Annotated in this window: 19 protein-coding genes; 8 read left to right on the top strand and 11 right to left on the bottom strand. The window is 66.3% G+C overall.

Features of this window, described 5'->3' with window-relative positions; all coding sequences use genetic code 11:
* Positions 1–5: 5 nt before the first annotated feature.
* Positions 6–1,913 carry an ABC transporter ATP-binding protein/permease gene (locus tag SLQ30_RS29695; protein WP_319450493.1) on the top strand — a complete coding sequence of 636 codons (1,908 nt, stop codon included), beginning with the start codon at positions 6–8 and terminating at the stop codon, positions 1,911–1,913.
* Here SLQ30_RS29695 and SLQ30_RS29690 read toward each other — a convergent pair.
* The 3 genes from SLQ30_RS29690 to SLQ30_RS29680 all read right to left on the bottom strand — a co-directional run bounded on the left by SLQ30_RS29690 (position 1,910) and on the right by SLQ30_RS29680 (position 4,676).
* Positions 1,910–3,388 (bottom strand): FAD-binding protein, encoded by a 1,479-nt coding sequence (locus SLQ30_RS29690; protein ID WP_413468217.1) that lies wholly within the window; start codon positions 3,386–3,388, stop codon positions 1,910–1,912. The two genes, SLQ30_RS29695 and SLQ30_RS29690, sit on opposite strands and share 4 nt — an antisense overlap.
* A 32-nt stretch (positions 3,389–3,420) precedes the next feature.
* A complete protein-coding gene (locus tag SLQ30_RS29685) occupies positions 3,421–3,915 on the bottom strand; it encodes a VOC family protein (RefSeq protein ID WP_319450495.1) in 495 nt (164 codons plus the stop codon).
* 77 nt (positions 3,916–3,992) lie between these two features.
* Positions 3,993–4,676: a TetR/AcrR family transcriptional regulator gene (locus tag SLQ30_RS29680; protein ID WP_319450496.1), complete on the bottom strand. Its 684-nt coding sequence runs from the start codon at positions 4,674–4,676 to the stop codon at positions 3,993–3,995.
* A gap of 105 nt (positions 4,677–4,781) precedes the next feature.
* Between SLQ30_RS29680 and SLQ30_RS29675 the strand changes: the two genes are divergently transcribed.
* Positions 4,782–5,222, top strand: a complete 441-nt coding sequence (locus SLQ30_RS29675; protein ID WP_319450497.1) for a nitroreductase/quinone reductase family protein — start codon at positions 4,782–4,784, stop codon at positions 5,220–5,222.
* Positions 5,223–5,228: 6 nt separating this feature from the next.
* Here SLQ30_RS29675 and SLQ30_RS29670 read toward each other — a convergent pair whose 3' ends face one another.
* The 7 genes from SLQ30_RS29670 to SLQ30_RS29640 form a co-directional block, all read right to left on the bottom strand.
* Positions 5,229–5,408, bottom strand: a complete 180-nt coding sequence (locus tag SLQ30_RS29670) for a SecDF P1 head subdomain-containing protein (protein WP_319450498.1) — start codon at positions 5,406–5,408, stop codon at positions 5,229–5,231.
* 15 nt (positions 5,409–5,423) lie between these two features.
* Positions 5,424–6,065: a hypothetical protein gene (locus tag SLQ30_RS29665; RefSeq protein WP_319450564.1), complete on the bottom strand. Its 642-nt coding sequence runs from the start codon at positions 6,063–6,065 to the stop codon at positions 5,424–5,426.
* A gap of 146 nt (positions 6,066–6,211) precedes the next feature.
* Complete coding sequence (locus SLQ30_RS29660) at positions 6,212–6,802, bottom strand: LysM peptidoglycan-binding domain-containing protein (RefSeq protein WP_319450499.1); 591 nt, start codon at positions 6,800–6,802, stop codon at positions 6,212–6,214.
* 148 nt (positions 6,803–6,950) lie between these two features.
* Positions 6,951–8,357, bottom strand: coding sequence for an FAD-dependent oxidoreductase (locus SLQ30_RS29655; protein WP_319450500.1), 1,407 nt, complete (start codon positions 8,355–8,357; stop codon positions 6,951–6,953).
* Positions 8,358–8,405: 48 nt separating this feature from the next.
* Positions 8,406–9,329 (bottom strand): sterol desaturase family protein, encoded by a 924-nt coding sequence (locus SLQ30_RS29650; RefSeq protein ID WP_319450501.1) that lies wholly within the window; start codon positions 9,327–9,329, stop codon positions 8,406–8,408.
* A 37-nt stretch (positions 9,330–9,366) separates the two neighbouring features.
* Positions 9,367–10,932 carry a carboxylesterase/lipase family protein gene (locus SLQ30_RS29645; protein ID WP_319450502.1) on the bottom strand — a complete coding sequence of 522 codons (1,566 nt, stop codon included), beginning with the start codon at positions 10,930–10,932 and terminating at the stop codon, positions 9,367–9,369.
* Positions 10,929–11,576, bottom strand: a complete 648-nt coding sequence (locus SLQ30_RS29640) for a VWA domain-containing protein (protein WP_319450503.1) — start codon at positions 11,574–11,576, stop codon at positions 10,929–10,931. The genes SLQ30_RS29645 and SLQ30_RS29640 overlap by 4 nt, the downstream gene beginning before the upstream one ends.
* Before the next feature lie 167 nt (positions 11,577–11,743).
* Between SLQ30_RS29640 and SLQ30_RS29635 the strand changes: the two genes are divergently transcribed.
* The 4 genes from SLQ30_RS29635 to SLQ30_RS29620 are packed head-to-tail and all read left to right on the top strand — an operon-like array spanning position 11,744 to position 14,794.
* On the top strand, positions 11,744–12,985 hold the full coding sequence (locus SLQ30_RS29635; RefSeq protein WP_319450504.1) for an acyl-CoA dehydrogenase family protein: 1,242 nt from the start codon (positions 11,744–11,746) through the stop codon (positions 12,983–12,985).
* Positions 12,986–13,013: 28 nt separating this feature from the next.
* Positions 13,014–14,087, top strand: a complete 1,074-nt coding sequence (locus tag SLQ30_RS29630) for a hypothetical protein (protein WP_319450505.1) — start codon at positions 13,014–13,016, stop codon at positions 14,085–14,087.
* A 39-nt stretch (positions 14,088–14,126) separates the two neighbouring features.
* Entirely contained in the window at positions 14,127–14,468 is a 342-nt protein-coding gene (locus tag SLQ30_RS29625) for a DMT family transporter (protein WP_319450506.1), read from the top strand.
* A 2-nt stretch (positions 14,469–14,470) separates the two neighbouring features.
* Positions 14,471–14,794, top strand: a complete 324-nt coding sequence (locus SLQ30_RS29620; protein WP_319450565.1) for a multidrug efflux SMR transporter — start codon at positions 14,471–14,473, stop codon at positions 14,792–14,794.
* Here SLQ30_RS29620 and SLQ30_RS29615 read toward each other — a convergent pair.
* Positions 14,763–15,974, bottom strand: a complete 1,212-nt coding sequence (locus tag SLQ30_RS29615; protein ID WP_319450507.1) for an MFS transporter — start codon at positions 15,972–15,974, stop codon at positions 14,763–14,765. The genes SLQ30_RS29620 and SLQ30_RS29615 overlap by 32 nt on opposite strands.
* A 71-nt stretch (positions 15,975–16,045) precedes the next feature.
* On the opposite strand from SLQ30_RS29615, the gene malQ reads away from it, so the two are divergent.
* Together malQ and SLQ30_RS29605 are read left to right on the top strand one after the other, a co-directional pair.
* Positions 16,046–18,187, top strand: a complete 2,142-nt coding sequence (malQ, locus tag SLQ30_RS29610; protein WP_319450508.1) for a 4-alpha-glucanotransferase — start codon at positions 16,046–16,048, stop codon at positions 18,185–18,187.
* 65 nt (positions 18,188–18,252) lie between these two features.
* Entirely contained in the window at positions 18,253–18,669 is a 417-nt protein-coding gene (locus SLQ30_RS29605) for a hypothetical protein (protein WP_319450509.1), read from the top strand.
* The last annotated feature ends 62 nt before the right edge of the window (positions 18,670–18,731 follow it).

Below are 18,731 nucleotides of genomic sequence, written 5' to 3'. Positions count from 1 at the left end.
CTGCGATGGAGCTGTTCACCCCGTCGCTGGACTGGAACAACGAAGTCGTCGCATCGCTGTGGTGGGTGCTCAAGGCGTGGGCCATCAGTGCCGTGGTCACGGTGGCGGTGCTGTTCCTGATCGCGCGCTTCACGACGTGGGGTAGGCAGTTCTGGCGGGTCACCGGGGCCTACTTCACGGGGCCCCAGAGCCTTCCGGTGTGGGGGCTGCTGGCGTTACTGCTCTTCCTGGTGATGCTCTCGGTGAAGATCGACGTGCTCTTCACGTACAACAGCAATGACATGTACTCCGCGCTACAGGCCGCCGTTTCGAGCGACGACGCTGTCAAAGCCTCTGGCCAGCACGGCTTTTGGCGGGCCATCCAGCTGAACATCTTGCTGATCGTCATCTTCCTGACCCGTACTCTGCTCGATCTCTACCTCATGCAGCGGTTCATCATCAGGTGGCGGGTGTGGCTCACTCACCGGCTCACCGGGGATTGGCTGGACGGCCAGGCCTACTACCGTGGGCGCTTCGTCGACTCGTTTGGAAGCGAGTCGATCGACAATCCGGATCAGCGCATCCAGCAGGACGTCGACGTCTTCACAACGGGCACCGGACCGCAGACCAACACGCCGGACGTCGGGACTGGACAGACGCTGTTGTTCGGCGCCATCACGTCCGTCGTGTCGGTGGTGGCGTTCACGCCCATCCTTTGGAACCTGTCGGGCCCGTTGACCGTGTTCGGCCTGACCTTGCCGAAGGCCCTGTTCTGGTTCGCGCTTGCCTTCGTCGCGATCACCACGGTGGTGTCGTTCTGGATAGGCCGCCCGATGATCGGCTTGACCTTCCGCAACGAACTGACCAACGCGGCCTTCCGGTATGCACTGGTGAGGATGCGCGATGCCGCCGAAGCCGTTGGCCTGTATCGCGGAGAGCGCTCCGAGCGCGCCATGCTGTCCGGCCGGTTCGCGGCGATCATCACCAACTATCGCGCGTTCGTGCGCCGCGGAGTCGCATTCCTCGGCTTCAACATGGCGACCAATCAGATCGTGGACCCGTTGCCGACCATCATTCAAGTTCAGCGACTGTTCGCAGGCGAGCTGAAGTTGGGCGACGTTCAGCAATCGTCGGCCGCCTTTCTCAACGTCGCCCTGTCGTTGTCTTTCTTCCGCGCCGTCTACGACTCGTTCGCCGGCTATCGGGCCGCGATCATGCGCCTCGATGGACTGGTCGCGGTCAACCAGGAAGCAAGGGCGCTACCGCGATTGGCCAGCGAGCCCAGCGCGCGCGGCGCGTTGGAACTCGAAGCCGTCGTGGTCACTACGCCCGCCGGTGCGCCCGTCATCGACCGGCTGGACCTGAGCGTTGCGCCGGGTGAGTCGTTGGTGATCACCGGGCCATCGGGCAGCGGCAAGTCGACGTTGGTACGCAGTATCGCGCAACTGTGGCCCTTCGCCTCAGGTGTGCTCCGTACCCCTGGCGGTGACGGAGCAAGTCTGTTCCTCTCGCAGGCTCCGTATCTGCCGCTGGGCGACCTGCGAACGGTTGTGACCTATCCGAACGAGACTGGGACATACGATGATCCGCGTATTCGAGAGGTTTTGGATACCGTCGCGCTCGGTCATCTGGCGCAGCGCCTCGACGAGGGCGCGGACTGGTCGAAGGTGCTCTCCCCTGGTGAGCAGCAACGGGTCGCATTTGCGCGGGTGTTGTTGAGCAAGCCCAAGGCAGTCTTCCTCGACGAGTCGACGTCGGCGTTGGACGACGGTCAGCAGTTTGCGTTGTATCGCGCGCTTCGTACCGAGCTCCCCGACTGCATCGTGGTGAGCGTCAGCCATCGCGGCGGCGTCGAGCAGCACCACGACAGGCGATTGCGGCTGCTCGGCGACGGCCGATGGGAACTCGGTCCGACGACCGAGGTGCTGGCTTAACGCACGCTTGCGGCGTGCGTGCCTGCGCGGCGCCCGAAGAACGAACCTTCGCCCAGTTGAGTGCCGCTGGCGTAGCCCTTGCCGTCCTGGGCGATGTTGGACGCGCATGCGCCCGCCGCATAGAGGCCAGGTATCACCGTGCCGTCGGGCCGCTTGACCTCACCGTCGATCGACACAGTGAGTCCGCCCATGGTGAAGCCGGAGTACATCGCTACGCCGAGTGACAGGTCGAACGCCGCCCACGGCCCGTTGTCTTGGGCCGCAAGGTGTTCCGACTGCTTGTGGAAGTCCGGGTCTTGGCCCTTGGCGGCGTGCTCGTTGTAGCGCTCGAGCGTCGCGGCGAAGTTGCCCTGCGGGATACCCAATGCGGCCTCAAGCTCGGCTACCGTTTCCCAGCCGTCGATGAATTTGATCAACGGCATGTCGGGCATCTGCATGTGCGCTTCGTCCACGATGAGGTACGCCTGCTGGTCGGGCTGTTCGAGGACGAAGGCCGATGTCCGCGAATGGTAGGAGTCCTCAGCCACGAAGCGCTTGCCCTGATTGTTGATGACGAGACCGGTGAGCAGGATCTCCGGAGGGTAGGCGGCAGCCGTGATGAACAATCCGTCGAGGTTCTTGGCCTCGCCGCCTGCCGATACGCCCAATCCGATGCCAAGCCCGTCGTCGTGGGGGTTGCCGAGGATGTACGGCGCCACCATCCCGTGACGCTTGGTCTTGCGTTGATGACCCAACGCGGGGGTGTGCTTCGCAACCATGTCGGCGTTCATCGCGAAACCGCCTGCGGCGACGATGACGGACTTCGCCCGCACCGTGCCCGTTTCGCCGAAGTTCTTCCAGCGCACGCCGATTACCGCACCGTCGTCGTCGACGACGAGGTTCGTGACGCCGGTCTCGTAGCGGATCTGCACGCCCAACTCGGCGGCCCGCTTCAGCAGCAGCTCGATCACCATGGAGGCGCCGCCCAGCTCGCCGGGTACCGGCACGGAGTGCCCCCTCGGTGCGGGCATGGCCTGCTCGCAGAACGGCCACACCTTCTCGTTTCCGGTGTACGACAGTCCCTCGGTACCGGGCGGGACGACGACCTTGCCCTTCCAGTAGCTGCGCTCGAACTGGAAACCCAGTCCCTCAAGCCAATTGAAGTGCTCGACGCTCTCGTCGCAGTACGCGCGGATCTTCTCGTGATCAGGCTCTTGTGTGACCGCCACCAGGTACTTGTACATCTCGTCGGGACTGTCGTCGTGTCCGGTGGCCTTTTGAACGGCGGTACCACCACCGAGATAGAAGTGCCCGCCTGCCATCGACGACGTGCCACCCGCGGCGGCTGCCCGCTCGAGCACCAGCACACTGGCTCCCGCGGCCGCGGCGCTGACCGCCGCGCTGCCGCCGGCCATGCCGAATCCGACGACGACGACGTCGAATTCGTCGCCCCAGTCCGTCACGTCGGCGCCGCTGACGGTGTCCGGGACGGCCATCGGCTCCTCGGGCGAGGCCTCGTCGGCGTGACTCATTCTTGCTCCTGTTTCACGTAGTCGTAGAACTTCTGAATGTCGGGCGATGCGTAGGCGATTTCGAGGTACGGCACGCCGGCATCGGGAGCGGACACATACGCGAAGTGCATGCCGCCCGGCATGGTGCCGCGCGTGATGATCGGCGTGCCGCGCCGCTCGGCGTCGTCACACAATGCCGTGAAGGCCGCTTCGTCTGGCGCCGCGACACAGATGTGGTGCAGCCCGGGTTCGGACTGTTCCAGAAACTCCGAGTAGACGCCGACACCGGACACGGGCTCGATGAGCTCCAGCTGCATGTCGCCCGCATAGGACAGTGAGATGTTGGCGACGAAGTCCGCGGGCTCCCCGCGGTGCGTGCACGTATCCGGGCTGAAGTGCACCGACGGCATCCGGATCCATTTCTTGGCACCCAGAAGTCTGGTGAGCGCGGCCTCGGTGGCATCAAGATTCCGAGTTACCCACGCGATCTGGACAGGTGTGTGGGCAAGCATCGCCTAGAGGATATCCCCGGGCTCCCGTCCTGGCTAGAACGTGTTCTAGTTTTGTCGCGCGTGGCGGAATTCGGCAGCTATTTCCTCACCCCGGCGATCAGGAGCTCGAGTTGGATGTCGAAGACAGCGCCGGGGGTGGAAAGCGTGTCGGCACCGTACTGCCCGAACACCTCGAGACTGATGGCGCCGACCAGCGCGGCCCACAGCAGGAAGCACCACGCCACCGCCGTGTCGTCCCCCAAGAAGGCGAACTCCGCCCGTAGTGCATCGAAGTCGGCCGATATCGACTGTGCGACTTCGATGTTCGAGATCGTCACCTGATCCTCGGAAATGCCACGTGCGACCACGCCGAACATCGCGCCGACGACCCTGGTGCCCGGCCCGACGGTGAGGTCCGCTGGTGCGTGATACCCGGGCACTGGGCTGCCGTACAGCAGCGCCCAGCTCGCCGGTTGGGTGATCGCCCACTGACGCGCGGCGTGCGCCATCGCCTTCAACTGCTCGGCCCACGTCGCGTGTTCGTTGGCTGCGCGCGCGCCGTCCACGTCATCGGCCAATTCGGTGTACGCGTCGACGAGCAGGAGGGTCAGCAGGTCGTCGCGGCTCGCGACGTAGCGGTACATCGCCGACGACACCATGCCGAGCTCGCGCGCGATGGCCCGCACCGACAGCCCGGCCGCGCCCGTCGTGACGAGCTGACGCCTGCCGAGCTCGACGATCTGCCGTTCGATCCGTTCGCGTGACTCCTGCCGTTTTCCCACGGAGCAAGTGTGGCACAGAACGAGATCACTGCTCTTGATTTCAGAGCGGCCCCGTGTCATCCTATGAACGAGAGCGCTGCTCTCGAATACTGGAGAGGACAGGTCATGACCATCCGATACGACGAGCCGAACTTGGCTGCCAGGACTGCCAACGGGTTCTTCCGCTGGCTTGCCGAGGCGGGCATCGGGGTGGCGGGTACCCGGGCCATACGGGTACGCGGCCGAAAGACCGGGAAGCGGCGCGGCGTTGTCGTCAACCTGCTGACCGTCGACGGTCGCGACTACCTCGTCTCGCCGCGCGGGAACACGCAGTGGGCCCGAAATGCCAGGGCGGCAGGCGAAATCGAACTCGGTCCGCGCTGGCGTAGCCGCGACGTGCGGATCGTGGAACTCGCCGACGAGGCCAAGCCGGAACTGTTGCAGCGCTACCTCGATCGCTGGTTCTGGGAGGTCAAGGGACACGTGGCCGGCCTCACGCCAGCATCGAGCGAAGCCGAACTGCGGGCCGCCGCCCCGGCGATACCGGTCTTCGAGTTGACGCCTTAGTCAGGGTCAGGAGCCGTCGCGCAGCATGCGGGCCATGGTCTCGGCGGTTGCGGCCGTCAGGTCCCCTGACAACTGCAGCGAATCCCCGTCCAGCGCAGCGCCGATCGTCGGAGCGGCCAGTACTACCCCATCGCGGACGAACGCCATCCCCGCTTCGTCGAACCCGAAGTTGCTGCCACGTACCAACGTTACGACGTGGGGCTAACCGACCGGCGGTTCCACAGTCCCAGACGAGGACTTGAAAACGTCCTCGCGGATCTGTTGATCGGCGGCCTGCCACGACACCGCCGCCGGGAACTGACCCCAGGTGCTGTTGAACATGCCGATGATGACCGCCCGCCCGTCGTCAGTCAGTGCGTATACCGGGCCGCCCGAATCACCCTTCTGGCTGACCACGCCGTTCGCCATCGTGAACCACCCGTTGTTCACCGCGTCCACGGTGCCGCACGTCTCACCCGTCGCCACGCCGAAATGGCAGACCCGTTCGCCGGCCACGGGGACGACGGCCGGGTCAGCCGTCAGGACTCGGCCGCCGGGCAGCACGTCGTTCAGCGAAACCTCCGGCACCAGGGCGATAGCCTCCCAATCGGTGATCGGGTGATCCGTGGCGATGGTGGCGCCGTCGGGAGTGTTGTCCCGGAACAGGGTCTGGTAGCCGAGTAGATTTCCGGCACTGTCCTTCACCGGCCCACTGCCGTGGCAGTGGCCTGCGCTGAATCCCGTTCGCGTCTGCAGGTCGACGAAACCGAGTGTGCAGACGTTGGTGTCCTGCCGTATCTCCATGCCCGGATACACCAGCACGCCCGGGTCGGCGTGCGCCGATGTGGGCGCAAAGGCCGACATCGCGATCGCGGCGGCTGTCAACGCGAGCACGCGCAAACTCCGTGGGTACAAAGCCGCCCCCAATCGGTCAAGGTGGATGAGGGCCAAGCCTACCCACAAGCAAAGGCGGCCCGGGCCAAAAGGCCCGGGCCGTCTAAGCACGTCCGCTACGGAATCGTCACGACCTGACCGGGTTGAATCAGGTCGGGGTTCGAGATGCCGCTGGCTTCGGCAATCTGCGGGTACTTATTGCCGTCGCCGTAGAACCGCTCGGCGATGGCCCACAGCGTGTCGCCGGATACGACCGTGTAGGTGCGCGGGGCGGGCGGCGGTGGCGGTGGTGGTGGCGGTGCAGGCTCTTCCGCCGGCGCCGGCTCCTCGACCGCGGCGGGCTCCACCGGAACGATGACGACCGGGGGCGCATCGTCGGTGTGCGTGTTCGATGACCACGCAGGTCCGCTGGACGCGTAGAGCACCAGGTTGCGATCGTCTTGCAGGGTGAGCCGAACGTCCTTGGCACCCTTGGTCTGGCTGGCCCAAACCGCCTTGTCGGCTGTGTACAGCACGAAGTTGCCGTCGTCCTGAACCTCGGCCCGCTGCACGCTCTGGCCGTTGGTGCTGGTCGACCACACCGACTGGTCACCTGCGTACAGCACCAGATTGCCGTCTTCCTGCAGGGTCAGCTTGTACGCCCCGTTTTGGGACGTCAAGGAATCACCTACGCCTAGCTTTTCACCATGTTGAAGTGTGTCTCCCACGATTTCTACCCTTTCCAGTGTTCGGCGTGACCGAGCTTACTGACCCTTGCTGGTCTTGTGTGCGGTTCGGCTCGGCGCAAGCAAAACGGTTGGTGAACAACCTGTTGCGCGCTGCTGCGAGTTGGCTCACAGCAGCCTCGGAGGCTTCTTAGGAGTCGAAGCCCAGGCCGAGCGCGTCGAGGGTACGTAGCAAGGCGTTGCGCTTGCCTGCCGTGTGATCGGCCCTGTCGAGTGACCATCGCGTCGCCTGGATTCCGATGCTGGCCAACGGTTCAGGGGGAAACGGCAGCGGTCGTTTGCGAACCATCTCCAGTTCAGTCCGTGCCGTTGGCGTGCCACGCAGAAGATCGAGACACACGTCGGCCGCAAACCGGGTGGCTCCGACACCCAGGCCGGTGAAACCATTTACGTAGGCCACCTTGTCATCTCTCGCCAGCCCCCAGTGCGCACAAAACCGTGTGTTGGTGTCGATCGGGCCCGCCCACCGATGAGTGAATCGAACGTCCTCGAGCTGCGGAAAGGTGATGAAGAAGTGCGCGGCAAGTCGCCGATACGTCTCCGGCCGGTCCTCGTAGGCCGCGTCGACGCGCCCTCCGAACCGGTAGATCGCGTCGTATCCACCCCAGACGATCCGGTTGTCTTTGGTGAGCCGGTAGTAGTGAAACTGGTTGGCGCAGTCGCCGATTCCCTGACGGTGGCGCCAACCGATGCTGTCGAGTTGGGCGTCGGTGAGCGGTTCGGTTGACAGCACGTAGTCGTAGACGGGCACCGTATGCAAGCGGTTGCGCCGCAGCAGGTGCGTGTACACGTTGGTGGCGAGCACCGCCTGGCGAGCGGGGATGACGGCGCTCCCGGTATCGACGTTCAAGGCCGCGCCGCCGGAGTGAATGGACGTCGCGTTGGTGTGCTCGTAGATGGTGACGCCGAGTTTCGTGCACGCCCGCGCGAGCGCGACCGCCAGCTTGGCTGGGTGGACGATGGCGCACGTGTCGGGATCGAACAGGCCGGCGAGATAGGTTGGCGAATGGACTTCGGCACGAACCTGCTCGCGATCGAGGAAGCTGCCCTCCCCCGCTGCGGCCGCCTCTTCCAACCAGCCGACCTGGTGTGGCTCGGTGCCCACTGTCAACATGCCGGTGCGCTGCCAGTCGACGTCGAGGCCGAGCCGTTCGAGCTCAGCCTGCATTCCGTCGAGGTTCTCCATGCCCATCAGATTGAGTTGATCAATCTCGTTGGGCCACCGTGCCTTTCCATTCTCAAGTCCATGGGTCAGGCTCGCGTCGACGAATCCGCCATTGCGCCCGGACGCTGCCCAACCGATGCGATTGGCCTCGATCAAGACGATCCGCTGGTCCGGATTGCGCTGTGCGGCATGTAGTGCCGTCCATAGCCCGGTGTAACCACCGCCGACGACCAGCAGGTCGCAGGAGGTGGCGGCGGTCAAACGCGGGTAGTCGGGGCGCTCGATGTCGAGCCACATCGATCCGAAGGAGCTTGCGGCCAGCGCACGTTCGATCAGTCCGGGAGCTACCTTGGCGTCGAACACCGTTTCCACAGCTGGGACCTTACGTGCTGGCTTTGGGGCGCGCCGCCGATTCGGCGGCTAGCCGGCGGCCGTGGCGGGTGCGGCGATGTCGGGTTGCGTGGTCTCTCGCGGGCCCCATCCAGGCGGGCCGAACACGAAGCCGATCCGGTCGCGCCACCGCCCGGCGCGACGGACGTCACGGGCGATCGCGACGTACTCGTGGGTCTGCAGCGTCCAGACGTTGTAAGTGTCCACCTGCTTGGTGAGGCCGTAATTGGGCCGCGACGTCTCGCGGGCGAAGCTGCCGAAGAGTCGGTCCCAGACGATGAGAATGCCGCCGTAGTTCTTGTCAAGGTACTGCTGGTCCATGCCGTGGTGCACGCGGTGGTGTGACGGCGTGTTGAAGATGAATTCGATTGGCCGCCAAAGCTTGCCAATGCGCTCGGTGTGGATCCAGAACTGGTAGACGAGGTTGATCGAGAAGCTGGCGAAGACGATCCACGGCGGCACGCCGAACAACGGCAGCAGGGCACGAAGGAACACGTCGCCGCTGATGTTCCACTTTTGCCGCAATGCGGTGGCGAAGTTGAAGTATTGGCTGGAGTGATGCGCCTGATGCGTCGCCCAGAAGATGCGGACTCGGTGGGCCATCCGGTGGTAGGCGTAGTACAGCAGGTCGACACCGAGGATGGCGATCGCCCACGTGTACCAGGCGGTGGCAGGCAGGTGCCATGGCGCGACGTAGACGTAGAGCGCTGCGTAACCGAACAGGGCGATGCCGTTGAGCAGCCCACTGGTTCCGATGGACACCACGCCCATCCAGATGCTCGCCCACGCGTCCGGCTTCAGGTAGGCCCCGGCCGGGACGCGCTCGGCCTCGGTATGGGCAAGCTTGCGGGCCGCCGCCCACTCGATGACGAGCAGAAGTAGGAAGAACGGGACGGCGAACGTCACCGGATCGTGCATGAGCGGAGGCAACACCTCGGAGAACAGCCAATCCATCTCAGATACCTCCCACGGGGAGCCTAGCCGTCGAGCATCAGCGGAAACTCAGGACGTCGTCACCCCAGGCGTCGCGCAGCGGTCCGTCGAGGTCGGCGACGACGGCGTCGGCCTTGTCGATGACCAGGGCCGCACGGTCCGTCCCGCGATAGGGCCGCCACGTCGGGGTGCCCGCCGGGCCGACGGGTTCGCCGTGCGCTGCAAAGTTCAGCCATCGGGTTCGCATGCGCTCGGACACGGCGGTGCCGGATCGGAGCCCACCGAGCTTGAACGTCGGATCCTTCGGTCCGGCAACCAGATTGCCCCATACGTACGGCAATTCGGTGGCGTGTGCGCCGCCGAGTCGGAGCAACCGAAGCATCGGCGTCGCCCAGTCGAACCGGTAGAGGTACACCGGGGCGACGGCGCTGTGGCCGTCGGCGAACCACAACGACGGCATGCGGAAGCCGATGTCGCGTGCCACCCCCATGCCAGGAGCCTTGCCGCGGCCTCGGTACGTGGAGCCGAGTTGCGCTTCGCTGGGTAGCTGCGCGCCGGGTTGCTCAGCGACGAGCTCGGCGAACATCGACCTGATGGCCTCGGGTGTGATCGGCATCAGCGGTGACTTCATCCAGCGGAACAGTGCGGCCTCGTGCTCGTTGGTTCCGATGATCAGGGGCACCGGGTGCGTGCGCCCCTCGCGTGCCGACCTGACCGGATAGTCGGGCACGAGATCGCCGTCGACGATCGGTGCGAAGGCGAGCGTGCCTGGGTTACGCAGCGGGACCTCGTCGAACAGCTTCTTGGATGCGCCCAACAGCTCGGCGATGGGGACGTCGATCAACTGGTCGGCATCCGCTGGGTCCAGCCCAAGGGACTGCAAGTAGGTTTCGGCCAGCGCCTGCGACCGGCTGGAGTCGTAGACCGAGGTGGCCGGCGAACTCTGCGCGATGGCTGCCGAGAAGAGCCCGGCGGACTCGGGGCTGGCGAGCAAGGTGGTGACGACGCCGGCGCCGGCCGATTCACCGAAGAGCGCGACCCGGTCGGATGCTCCGCCGAAGGCTGCGATGTTGTCGCGCACCCACTGCAGTGCGAACAGCACGTCACGCAGCCCGAGGTTGGTGTCGAATGTCGTTCGGGGCGTGCTGAACCCGGATAGATCCAAGAATCCGAACGCGCCCAACCGATAGTTGAGCGTGACGATGACCGCGTCGCCACCGCGGGCCAGCACTCCACCGTCGTACAGCGGTTGGGCGCCCGAGCCGAGGATGTATGCGCCTCCGTGCACCCAGACCAGCACCGGCTTGCCGTCGCCGGGACGGGTATCCGACGAGCACCACACGTTGAGCGTGAGGCAGTCGTCACCCTGAGGCGCCCCAAGGTCGATCGGGATCCGCGGATCGGTGGGTTGCGGGCAGACCGGGCCGACCTTGGTCGCATCGGCGAGTTCGGTCCAGGCCGAGGGTGGCTGTGGCCGCCGCCACCGCAGCTCGCCGACCGGCGGGGCGGCGTAGCGAATTCCCTTCCACGACTTGACCGTACCGTCGTCGACACCCTTGACCGGTCCGTAACACGTGTCGACGACGGGAGGGGTCGCGCGACCTGGGGCCGTGTCGGTCGTCACCGTCGGGCGCCCCGCGCGGCCGCCCGATCGGCATCGGAGAAGCCTTCGGCCCGCTCGCCTGCGGGCGCGCTGCGCATGCGCGAGATGAGTTTGCTGTTGGCGCTGTACGTGCTGACGACACCTTCGGGACTGGGTGCGTAGGTCATCGAGCGGTCGGCGGCGAAGCCCATGTGCCTGCCGACCTCGACGGCGTCCATGTTCGCGCCGAGGAAGATGAACTCCCACGAATAGTCGTCCTGCTGCCTCTTGATCGCGGTACGCACGCCGTCGACCGTCCACTCCACGCTGGAGTTCTCCAGTCCGTCGGTTACCACGACCACGATCACCTTGCCGGGACGCTGCTGCTCGGGCAACGCCGAGAGTTCGGCGCCCACGTCGGTGATGATGCGCCCTACCGAGTCGAGCAAGGCGGTCATGCCGCGCGGCTGCAGTTCGAGGGGGCCGACGTCCGCGATCGGACGGTTGGCGTAGACGACCTCATACTCGGTGTCGAACTGCGCCAGCGTGACCCGCGCTTCGCCCGCTTCCTCACGCTGATCGGCGATCAACGCGTTGAACCCACCCTCGCTGTCGGACTTGATGGACTCCATGGAGCCGGAGCGGTCGAGCAGTGTGGCGATGAGCGTGAGCTTCGGATCCGTCATTGGGGCCCCCTTGAATATCGGCTGAACACAACTGCACCAGGGTACTCGCGCACACCGACAGGATCCTGATTTGCTGAGCGTCCCTTCTGCCGGACGAAATCGGCAGAAACATTCTGGGTGGTCGCAATTCTGGGCGCGGCAGGCGGCTGTCCGTAGCGTCCACCCGCATGACCGTTGAGCTCACGACCACCGCTCCCCTGCTGGCATCACCGCAGGCCGCATTGCTTGCCGCAGCCGCCGTGGCCGCCGACCTCGCGGTGGGCAGCGCCGAACGGGAGCGCGCTGGCACACCGCTTACTCCCCAGCTTCGACAGGTCGCCGATGCCGGGCTGCTCGGCATCTCGGTACCTGTCGAGCACGGTGGACCAGGGCTGCCCGCGTCGACGACGGTCGAAGTGCTTCGCCGGTTGGCGCGCGGCGATGGCGCAGTGGGTCAGCTGCTGTTGTCGCACTTCGTGATTGCTCAGGCCATTTCGGGTCTCGGACAGGCGCAACCCGCACCGACGATCTACGGCGACATCCTGGCCGGGGCGCAACTCGGAAACGCCACTGCCGAACGCGGAACGAAGACGGCGCTGGACCGTCGCACCACGGTCACCCCGCGCGACGACGGGACCTGGTTGCTCAACGGCACCAAGTACTACGCCACCGGAGCGCTGGGGGCAGCGTGGCTCGGCGTTGCCGCGGTCGTCGGAGGTCGCGCCACCGAGACCGCAACGGTGTTCGTCCGACCCGATCAGTCAGGCGTCACACTGAATCTCGACAGGTGGTCCGCGTTCGGCCAACGCGGCACGGCAAGTGGCGAGGTCCGACTCGAAGACGTCGTCGTCGACGGCGCGTTCGTGATCGAGGAGGGCAGCCCACCTGACCCGCTGAATGGTCCGCCGACCGTTCTCGGCGCGTTCGACCAGGCCTTGCACGCCGCCATCGACATCGGAATCGCCAGGGCCGCATTGGAAGACGGTGCCGAGTTCGTGCGCACCCGCTCTCGGCCGTGGAAGGAGGCGCTCGACTCGGGCTTCGAACGCGCCGACGAGGAGCCGCACATCGTGCGCCGGTTCGGCGAGTTCACCGCCCGGCTGTATGCGCTCGAGGCACTGCTGTCCAGCGGTACTGCGCTCATCGACGACGCGTATGCACAGCCGGAAGTCTCGCGGGACGCCGCGGCGGAAGCGACCTTGAAGGTCGCGGCCGCCAAGGCGTTGGCGCAGGAGTTCGCCGTCGAGATCGCCAGCGGCATATTCGAATTGACCGGTACCTCGGGTACAGACGGCGAGGCCAATCTCGACAGGCACTGGCGCAACGTGCGGACGCACTCGTTGCACGACCCCGCCCGTTGGAAGTACGTGCACCTCGGCAACCACACCCTGCACGGCGCCCGCCCGCCGCGGCTGGGCCTCGTGTACTGACCGCACCGGAACTCGAAGGAGCCGAATCATGAGCTACCAGAAGCGCTTTTATCTGACCGGAAGCATCAATGCGCCCAGCGTCGAGGACGCCTACCGTTTCGTCGGTAGCAGGCTGCAGCCTGGCGTGACGCGCGTGCCCGACGGCGAACCCGGCGATCGGGCCAACTGGGTGCTCACCCAAACGCCCCACTTCCTCGACAACCCGACGTTGGACGTCGTCGAAGCAGGCGGGCAACGCCTGGCCCGATTGCGGCCAGGTACGACCTCCGCCGACGTACGGTTTCCGGTGTTCGACTATCAAGACCACGCGATCGCGTCGTACGCGCTGTTCGTGGCGGCCCGCGAGCGCGGCGAGCTAGCCGCTGATTCGAAGTTCCTGGTGTCGATTCCGACGCCGTTCAACGCGGTCAACTTCTTCGTCGAGTTCGAATCGCAGGTCGAAGTGGCGCTTGCCTACGAGCGCCCGCTCAAGGACAGCGTCGATGCAATCCAGGCCGCGATCCCGCACCAGGACTTGGCAATTCAGTGGGACCTGCCGGTCGAGGACGCCACGCTCGAGGGCTGGTTCCCCAATCCGTACCGTGACTTCGAAGAGATCTTCGCCGCCACGGCGCGGCCTGCGTCGTGGGTGTCCGACGACGTCGAGTTGACCTTCCACCTCTGCTATGGCGACTCGAAGTTCGGAGCCTCGCCGTTCATGGGTGACCCGCCCGACGAGGAGGCGGCCGCTCGCGGAGGCCGACACATCTATCCGAGGGACGCATCCGTGATCGTCGCGGTGGCCAACGGACTGTCCCGCCACGTGCCGCGCCGCATCGATGCGTTCCAGGCGGCCACGGTCACGACCTGGAACAAGCTGGCCCACTGGCAACCCCTTGCCAACCTCGCGATCGAACCCGAGACCGAGTTCTTTCTGGGGCTGCTGCATGCAGAAGATGGGGCCGCAGGCGCGCGCTACCGGGCTTCCCTCGCGTCGAAGTTCCTGCCGAACTTCGGACTGTCGACCGAGTGCGGGCTCGGACGCCATTCGACGGATCAACTCGATCAGGTGGCCCAGGCCGTCGCGGAGTTGTTCGAGACCAGGGCGGCGGCGCTGGCCTGACCACCGATGGTGGCGCGGGCGCTCGACTAGGTTGATGCGGTGCGCACCTGGGTGATGTTGGCCGCTGCCATCGTCAGCGAGGTCGCGGCGACGCTGTCGCTGCGCGCATCCCAGGATCACGTCGCCTGGCTGGTCCTCGTCGTGATCGGCTACGCCATTGCGTTCGTCCTGCTCGCGCTCGTGCTGCGGGCCGGCCTCGCCGTCGGTGTCGCGTACGGCATCTGGGGTGCGAGCGGTACGGCGCTGACCGCAGTGTTGGCCGCCGTCATCTTCCGCGACGCGCTGACCTGGCCCATCGCCGTGGGCATCGCACTGATCATCGCCGGGGTGCTGTTCGTCGACCTCGGCGCTCGTCCGGTCGCGGCGGATTCCGACTCGTGACGATGTGGCTGGTGCTCGGCTGCGCGATCGGCGTCGAGGTATTCGGAACGTTGGGTCTGCGCGCCTCCGACGGGATTCGGAGGAAGGCGTGGATCGCCCCCGTGGTGCTTGCCTACCTGGCTTCCTTCTACTTGCTGTGGCTGACCTTGGCGCTCGGGATGCCGATCGGGATCGCCTACGGGGTGTGGACGGCATGCGGCGTTGCGCTCGTAGCGGTCATCGCCCGCTACCTGTTCCGAGATCCGCTGACCCCCAAGATGATGATCGGCATCGGTCTCATCGTGGCGGGTGTGCTCACGATCGAGTTGGCCGGTGTCGTGCACTGAGCACGCCGGCCGCCGCGACGATGACCAGCCCGGCGACGGGCACGATCAACAGACCGACCCGCAGACTCGTCGCATCGGCGATCATGCCGACAACTGGTGGCGCACCTACGAATCCGATCCGCATCAGCCATGCCACCGCAGTGAGTCCACTACCGGGTCGAAGCCCGGGCAGCCGGTCCGCACCGTGCATCGCGGCTGGCACCGCGGTCGCGACGCCTAGCCCGGCCGCGGCGAAGCCTGCGATGGTCCCCGGCACCGTTGGGAAGGCCAGCGCGATCCCCATGCCCGCGGCGGTCAGCAGGCCGCCCGTGCGCACCACCGCACGCTCGCCGAAGCGATCGACCATGCGATCGCCTGCCAGCCTGCCCACGAACTGGAAGCTCAGCAACGCAAGATAACCAAGCGCCGCAGCGCCTCCGGCGGCGCCCAGATTGTCACCCAGATACAGGGTGGCCCAGGAAGTTCCGGCATCTTCGACGATTGCCCCCGCGATCGCGATGGCCACCAGTAGGAGCAGTGCGACGTATACGCCGCGGGCCGCTCCACTGTCTGCCGCAGGCCCGGTTGTCGGACCGCCGTCGCCATCGGGGCCAGGGAGCAGGAACCGATATGCGGCCACCGCGACGCCGATGAAGAGCACTGCGGATACGCCCAGATGCGTTGCGCGCGGGACGTTCAATGCGATCGCCGCGGCGCCCATCGCACCGCCGAGCACTGCACCGGCCGACCAGACCGCGTGCAGCGAATTGATAATCGATCGTCCGTAGCCGCGCTGCACGCGCAGCCCGTGGGCATTCTGCGCGACGTCGGTGACGGCGTCACACGCCCCGCCGATGAACAGCGCGACCGCGAGCAGCGCGGGCAGGGTCGACGAAGCTGCCACGAAGAGGAGTACGGCGATGCCGATGGTGCCGGCGACGGCCATCCGGGCCGACGTGAATCTGCGGATGAGCGCACCAGCGCCGAGTCCGGCAACCAACGCTCCGGCGGGGAAGGCCGCCACGATGATGCCGTACCCGGTGTTCGAAAGCGTCAGGTCCGTCTTGATGCCGGGCAGGCGCGGCACCAAGTTGGCGAAGATGGCCCCGTTGGTCAGGAACAGCGCGGCCACCGCGACCCGGGCCCGACGCTCGCCCTTCGACGGCTCACCCGCGCGTGCGTCGAGCCCTCCAGACGCCATGTCGGCGACGATACTTGGCCAGTGGTACCCAAGCCGGGCGCGCAGGGGTCGTTACCGGCAAGATTGGCGTAATGACAGAGCTGGCCGCATCGCTGGTCGAATTGGCCGGCCGCTACGGAGTCGCGACGGGATACGACGACTGGGCGGGTCGCCACCAGGTAGTCGCGGAGTCGACGTTGGTGGCGGTGCTCGCCGCGCTGGGTGTACCTGCGGCCACCGAGGAAGAACGCGCCGCAAGCCTGCTCGCCCATGACAGCGACTACTGGCGGCGCTGCCTACCGCCGGCGATCGTCGTGCGGGCGGGGCGTCCTTCGCCGTTCTGGGTGCACGTCGCGCATGGTGATCCGGTCGGCGTGTGGATCCGACTCGAGGACGGCTCGGTTCGCGCGGGCCTACGCCAGCTGGAGAACAACAGCCCGCCCAACGATGTGGACGGGCGGTTGGTCGGAGAGGCGACGTTCGAACTGCCTGCCGACCTCCCGCTGGGATACCACGAACTTCACGCCCAGGCCGGTTCTGTCGACACCAGCACCAGGTTGATCGTGACCCCGGCGGCGCTCACGCTGCCCGCGACGCTCGGCAGCGGCCGCACGTGGGGGTTGGCCACGCAGCTCTACAGTGTGCATTCCGAAAAGTCTTGGGGTGTAGGCGATTTGACTGACCTCACAGATCTGGCGGTGTGGTCGGCGGCGCGTCACGGCGCGGGGTACATCCTGGTGAACCCCCTTCACGCGGCCGCGCCGACGGCGCCGATGGAACCCTCGCCCTATCTGCCGACCTCGCGGCGCTTCGTCAATCCGTTGTATCTGAGGGTGGAGGCGATCCCGGAGTTCGCCTACGTCCGCCACCGCGGTCGGCTGAACAAGGCGCGCGCCGTCGCCCAGGCTCACGCGAAGGCCTCTAAGCTCATCGATCGCGATGCTGCGTGGATCGTCAAGCGCGATGCGTTGAAGAGCGTGTACCGCGTCGAGCGCTCCCCGGGGCGGGCCCTGGCCTATGACGCTTACCGGGCTCGCGAGGGCCGCAGCCTCGACGACTTCGCGACGTGGTGCGCGTTGACTGAGCATCACGGCAACGACTGGCACGAGTGGCCGAGCGAGTTGCATCACCCGGGTGGCCAGGCGGTCACCGACTTCGCCGCGGCGCATTCCGACGAAGTCGACTTTCACCGCTGGTTGCAGTGGCAGTTGGACGACCAACTCACCCACGCGCATTCGAGCGCGCTTCGATCCGGGATGGCGCTCGGCGTGATGCACGACATCGCCGTCGGCGTGGATCCCAACGGTGCCGACGCGTGGGCTCTGCAGGACGTGCTCGCGCTCGGCGTCGCCGTCGGCGCACCGCCCGACGAGTACAACCAACTGGGGCAGAACTGGTCCCAGCCGCCATGGCGGCCGGACCGACTCGTCGCACTCGGCTACGAACCGTTCCGCGCGCTGGTGAACGCGGTGCTCAGGCACGCGGGCGGGGTTCGGATCGACCACATCATCGGGCTGTTCCGGCTCTGGTGGATTCCGCAGGGTGCCAAACCCACCGACGGCACCTACCTTCGCTACGACCACGAGGCCATGATCGGCATCGTCGCATTGGAGGCTCATCGTGCCGGTGCGGTCGTCGTCGGGGAGGACCTGGGCACCGTCGAACCGTGGGTGCGTGACTACCTGCGTGAGCGTGGTTTGTTGGGCACGTCGATCCTCTGGTTCGAGCAGGACCCATGGCGTGACGGAGAGCCCTTGCAGGCGCAGTGGTGGCGGGAGTACTGCCTTGCCTCGGTGACGACGCATGATCTGCCGCCGACCGCGGGTTACCTAGCCGGCGAGCACGTGCGGATTCGCAAGGAACTCGGATTGCTGACCAGACCCGCCGACGAGGAACTCGCGGCCGACCGCGCCGAACAGGCGGGCTGGCTCGCCGAGCTGCGGCGGGTCGGGGTGCTCTCGGCGCAGGATCCCTCCGTCGACGACATCGTGCGCGCGCTCTACGAATACCTCGGCCGCACGCCGTCGCGTCTGCTCGCGTTGGCGCTCCCGGACGCCGTCGGTGACGTTCGCGCCCAGAATCAGCCCGGTACCACCGACGAGTACCCCAACTGGCGGGTGCCGTTGGCGGATCCCAGTGGCCGTCGGATGCTGCTCGAAGACGTCTTCGTCGACCCGCGTGCGGACGCGCTCGCCGAGGTCATGCGCGGTGCGGTAACGACCACACCCGAGTGACCGAACTTCACGTGAGCGACTCATCTGCGATATGTTCGCAACGCACCGCGACACCCGGAGGTCACGTGAAGAAGCTTGTAGTGCTGGGGGCCGGCGCCATCGCCATGGCCTCAGCCGCCCTACTCCACCCGGCCGTTGCCCTGTCGGATCCTGCGGGCGCGTCCTCGGTCAACGTGGTCGGCGAGCCGTACGCGAAGGCGCTTGCCATTCTGAAGAGCCAGGGCGCCAGGGGTGTCTTCGGCGGCTCGTTCGGAAGCGACGTGCCTCAGTCGGCGTGCATCGTCGACAAGCAGAAGATCAACTCCAGCGGCAAGATGATTTTGATGCTCAACTGCACCACGAAGGCCGTCCAGGACGCGACGGCTAGTACGCCGCAAGCCCCGACCGCAGCCACGGGCGCCGCTCCAGGCGCGCCGGCACCTGGTACGCCCGGCCAGGGCACCTACGGTGGCCCCATCGGAGTGCCCGTCCCCGTCGGCTGAGGTTCAAACACCCGGTACCAGCGTTCCCACCTAACGTCGTAGACTTGCTCTTGTCACTTCGC

This window comes from Mycobacterium sp. RTGN4 (assembly GCF_033804635.1).
Taxonomy (GTDB): Bacteria; Actinomycetota; Actinomycetes; order Mycobacteriales; family Mycobacteriaceae; genus Mycobacterium.
This window is presented reverse-complemented; position numbering and strand designations above follow the sequence as displayed.

What these genes read in the sequence shown, in the direction of transcription:
- SLQ30_RS29695 (WP_319450493.1), top strand. Translation starts at nt 6, where the DNA reads ATGGAGCTGTTCACCCCGTCGCTGGACTGGAACAACGAAGTCGTCGCA.
- SLQ30_RS29690 (WP_413468217.1), bottom strand. Translation starts at nt 3,388, where the DNA reads ATGGCCGTCCCGGACACCGTCAGCGGCGCCGACGTGACGGACTGGGGC.
- SLQ30_RS29685 (WP_319450495.1), bottom strand. Translation starts at nt 3,915, where the DNA reads ATGCTTGCCCACACACCTGTCCAGATCGCGTGGGTAACTCGGAATCTT.
- SLQ30_RS29675 (WP_319450497.1), top strand. Translation starts at nt 4,782, where the DNA reads ATGACCATCCGATACGACGAGCCGAACTTGGCTGCCAGGACTGCCAAC.
- SLQ30_RS29665 (WP_319450564.1), bottom strand. Translation starts at nt 6,065, where the DNA reads ATGTCGGCCTTTGCGCCCACATCGGCGCACGCCGACCCGGGCGTGCTG.
- SLQ30_RS29650 (WP_319450501.1), bottom strand. Translation starts at nt 9,329, where the DNA reads ATGGATTGGCTGTTCTCCGAGGTGTTGCCTCCGCTCATGCACGATCCG.
- SLQ30_RS29640 (WP_319450503.1), bottom strand. Translation starts at nt 11,576, where the DNA reads ATGACGGATCCGAAGCTCACGCTCATCGCCACACTGCTCGACCGCTCC.
- SLQ30_RS29635 (WP_319450504.1), top strand. Translation starts at nt 11,744, where the DNA reads ATGACCGTTGAGCTCACGACCACCGCTCCCCTGCTGGCATCACCGCAG.
- SLQ30_RS29630 (WP_319450505.1), top strand. Translation starts at nt 13,014, where the DNA reads ATGAGCTACCAGAAGCGCTTTTATCTGACCGGAAGCATCAATGCGCCC.
- SLQ30_RS29620 (WP_319450565.1), top strand. Translation starts at nt 14,471, where the DNA reads ATGTGGCTGGTGCTCGGCTGCGCGATCGGCGTCGAGGTATTCGGAACG.
- SLQ30_RS29615 (WP_319450507.1), bottom strand. Translation starts at nt 15,974, where the DNA reads ATGGCGTCTGGAGGGCTCGACGCACGCGCGGGTGAGCCGTCGAAGGGC.
- malQ (WP_319450508.1), top strand. Translation starts at nt 16,046, where the DNA reads ATGACAGAGCTGGCCGCATCGCTGGTCGAATTGGCCGGCCGCTACGGA.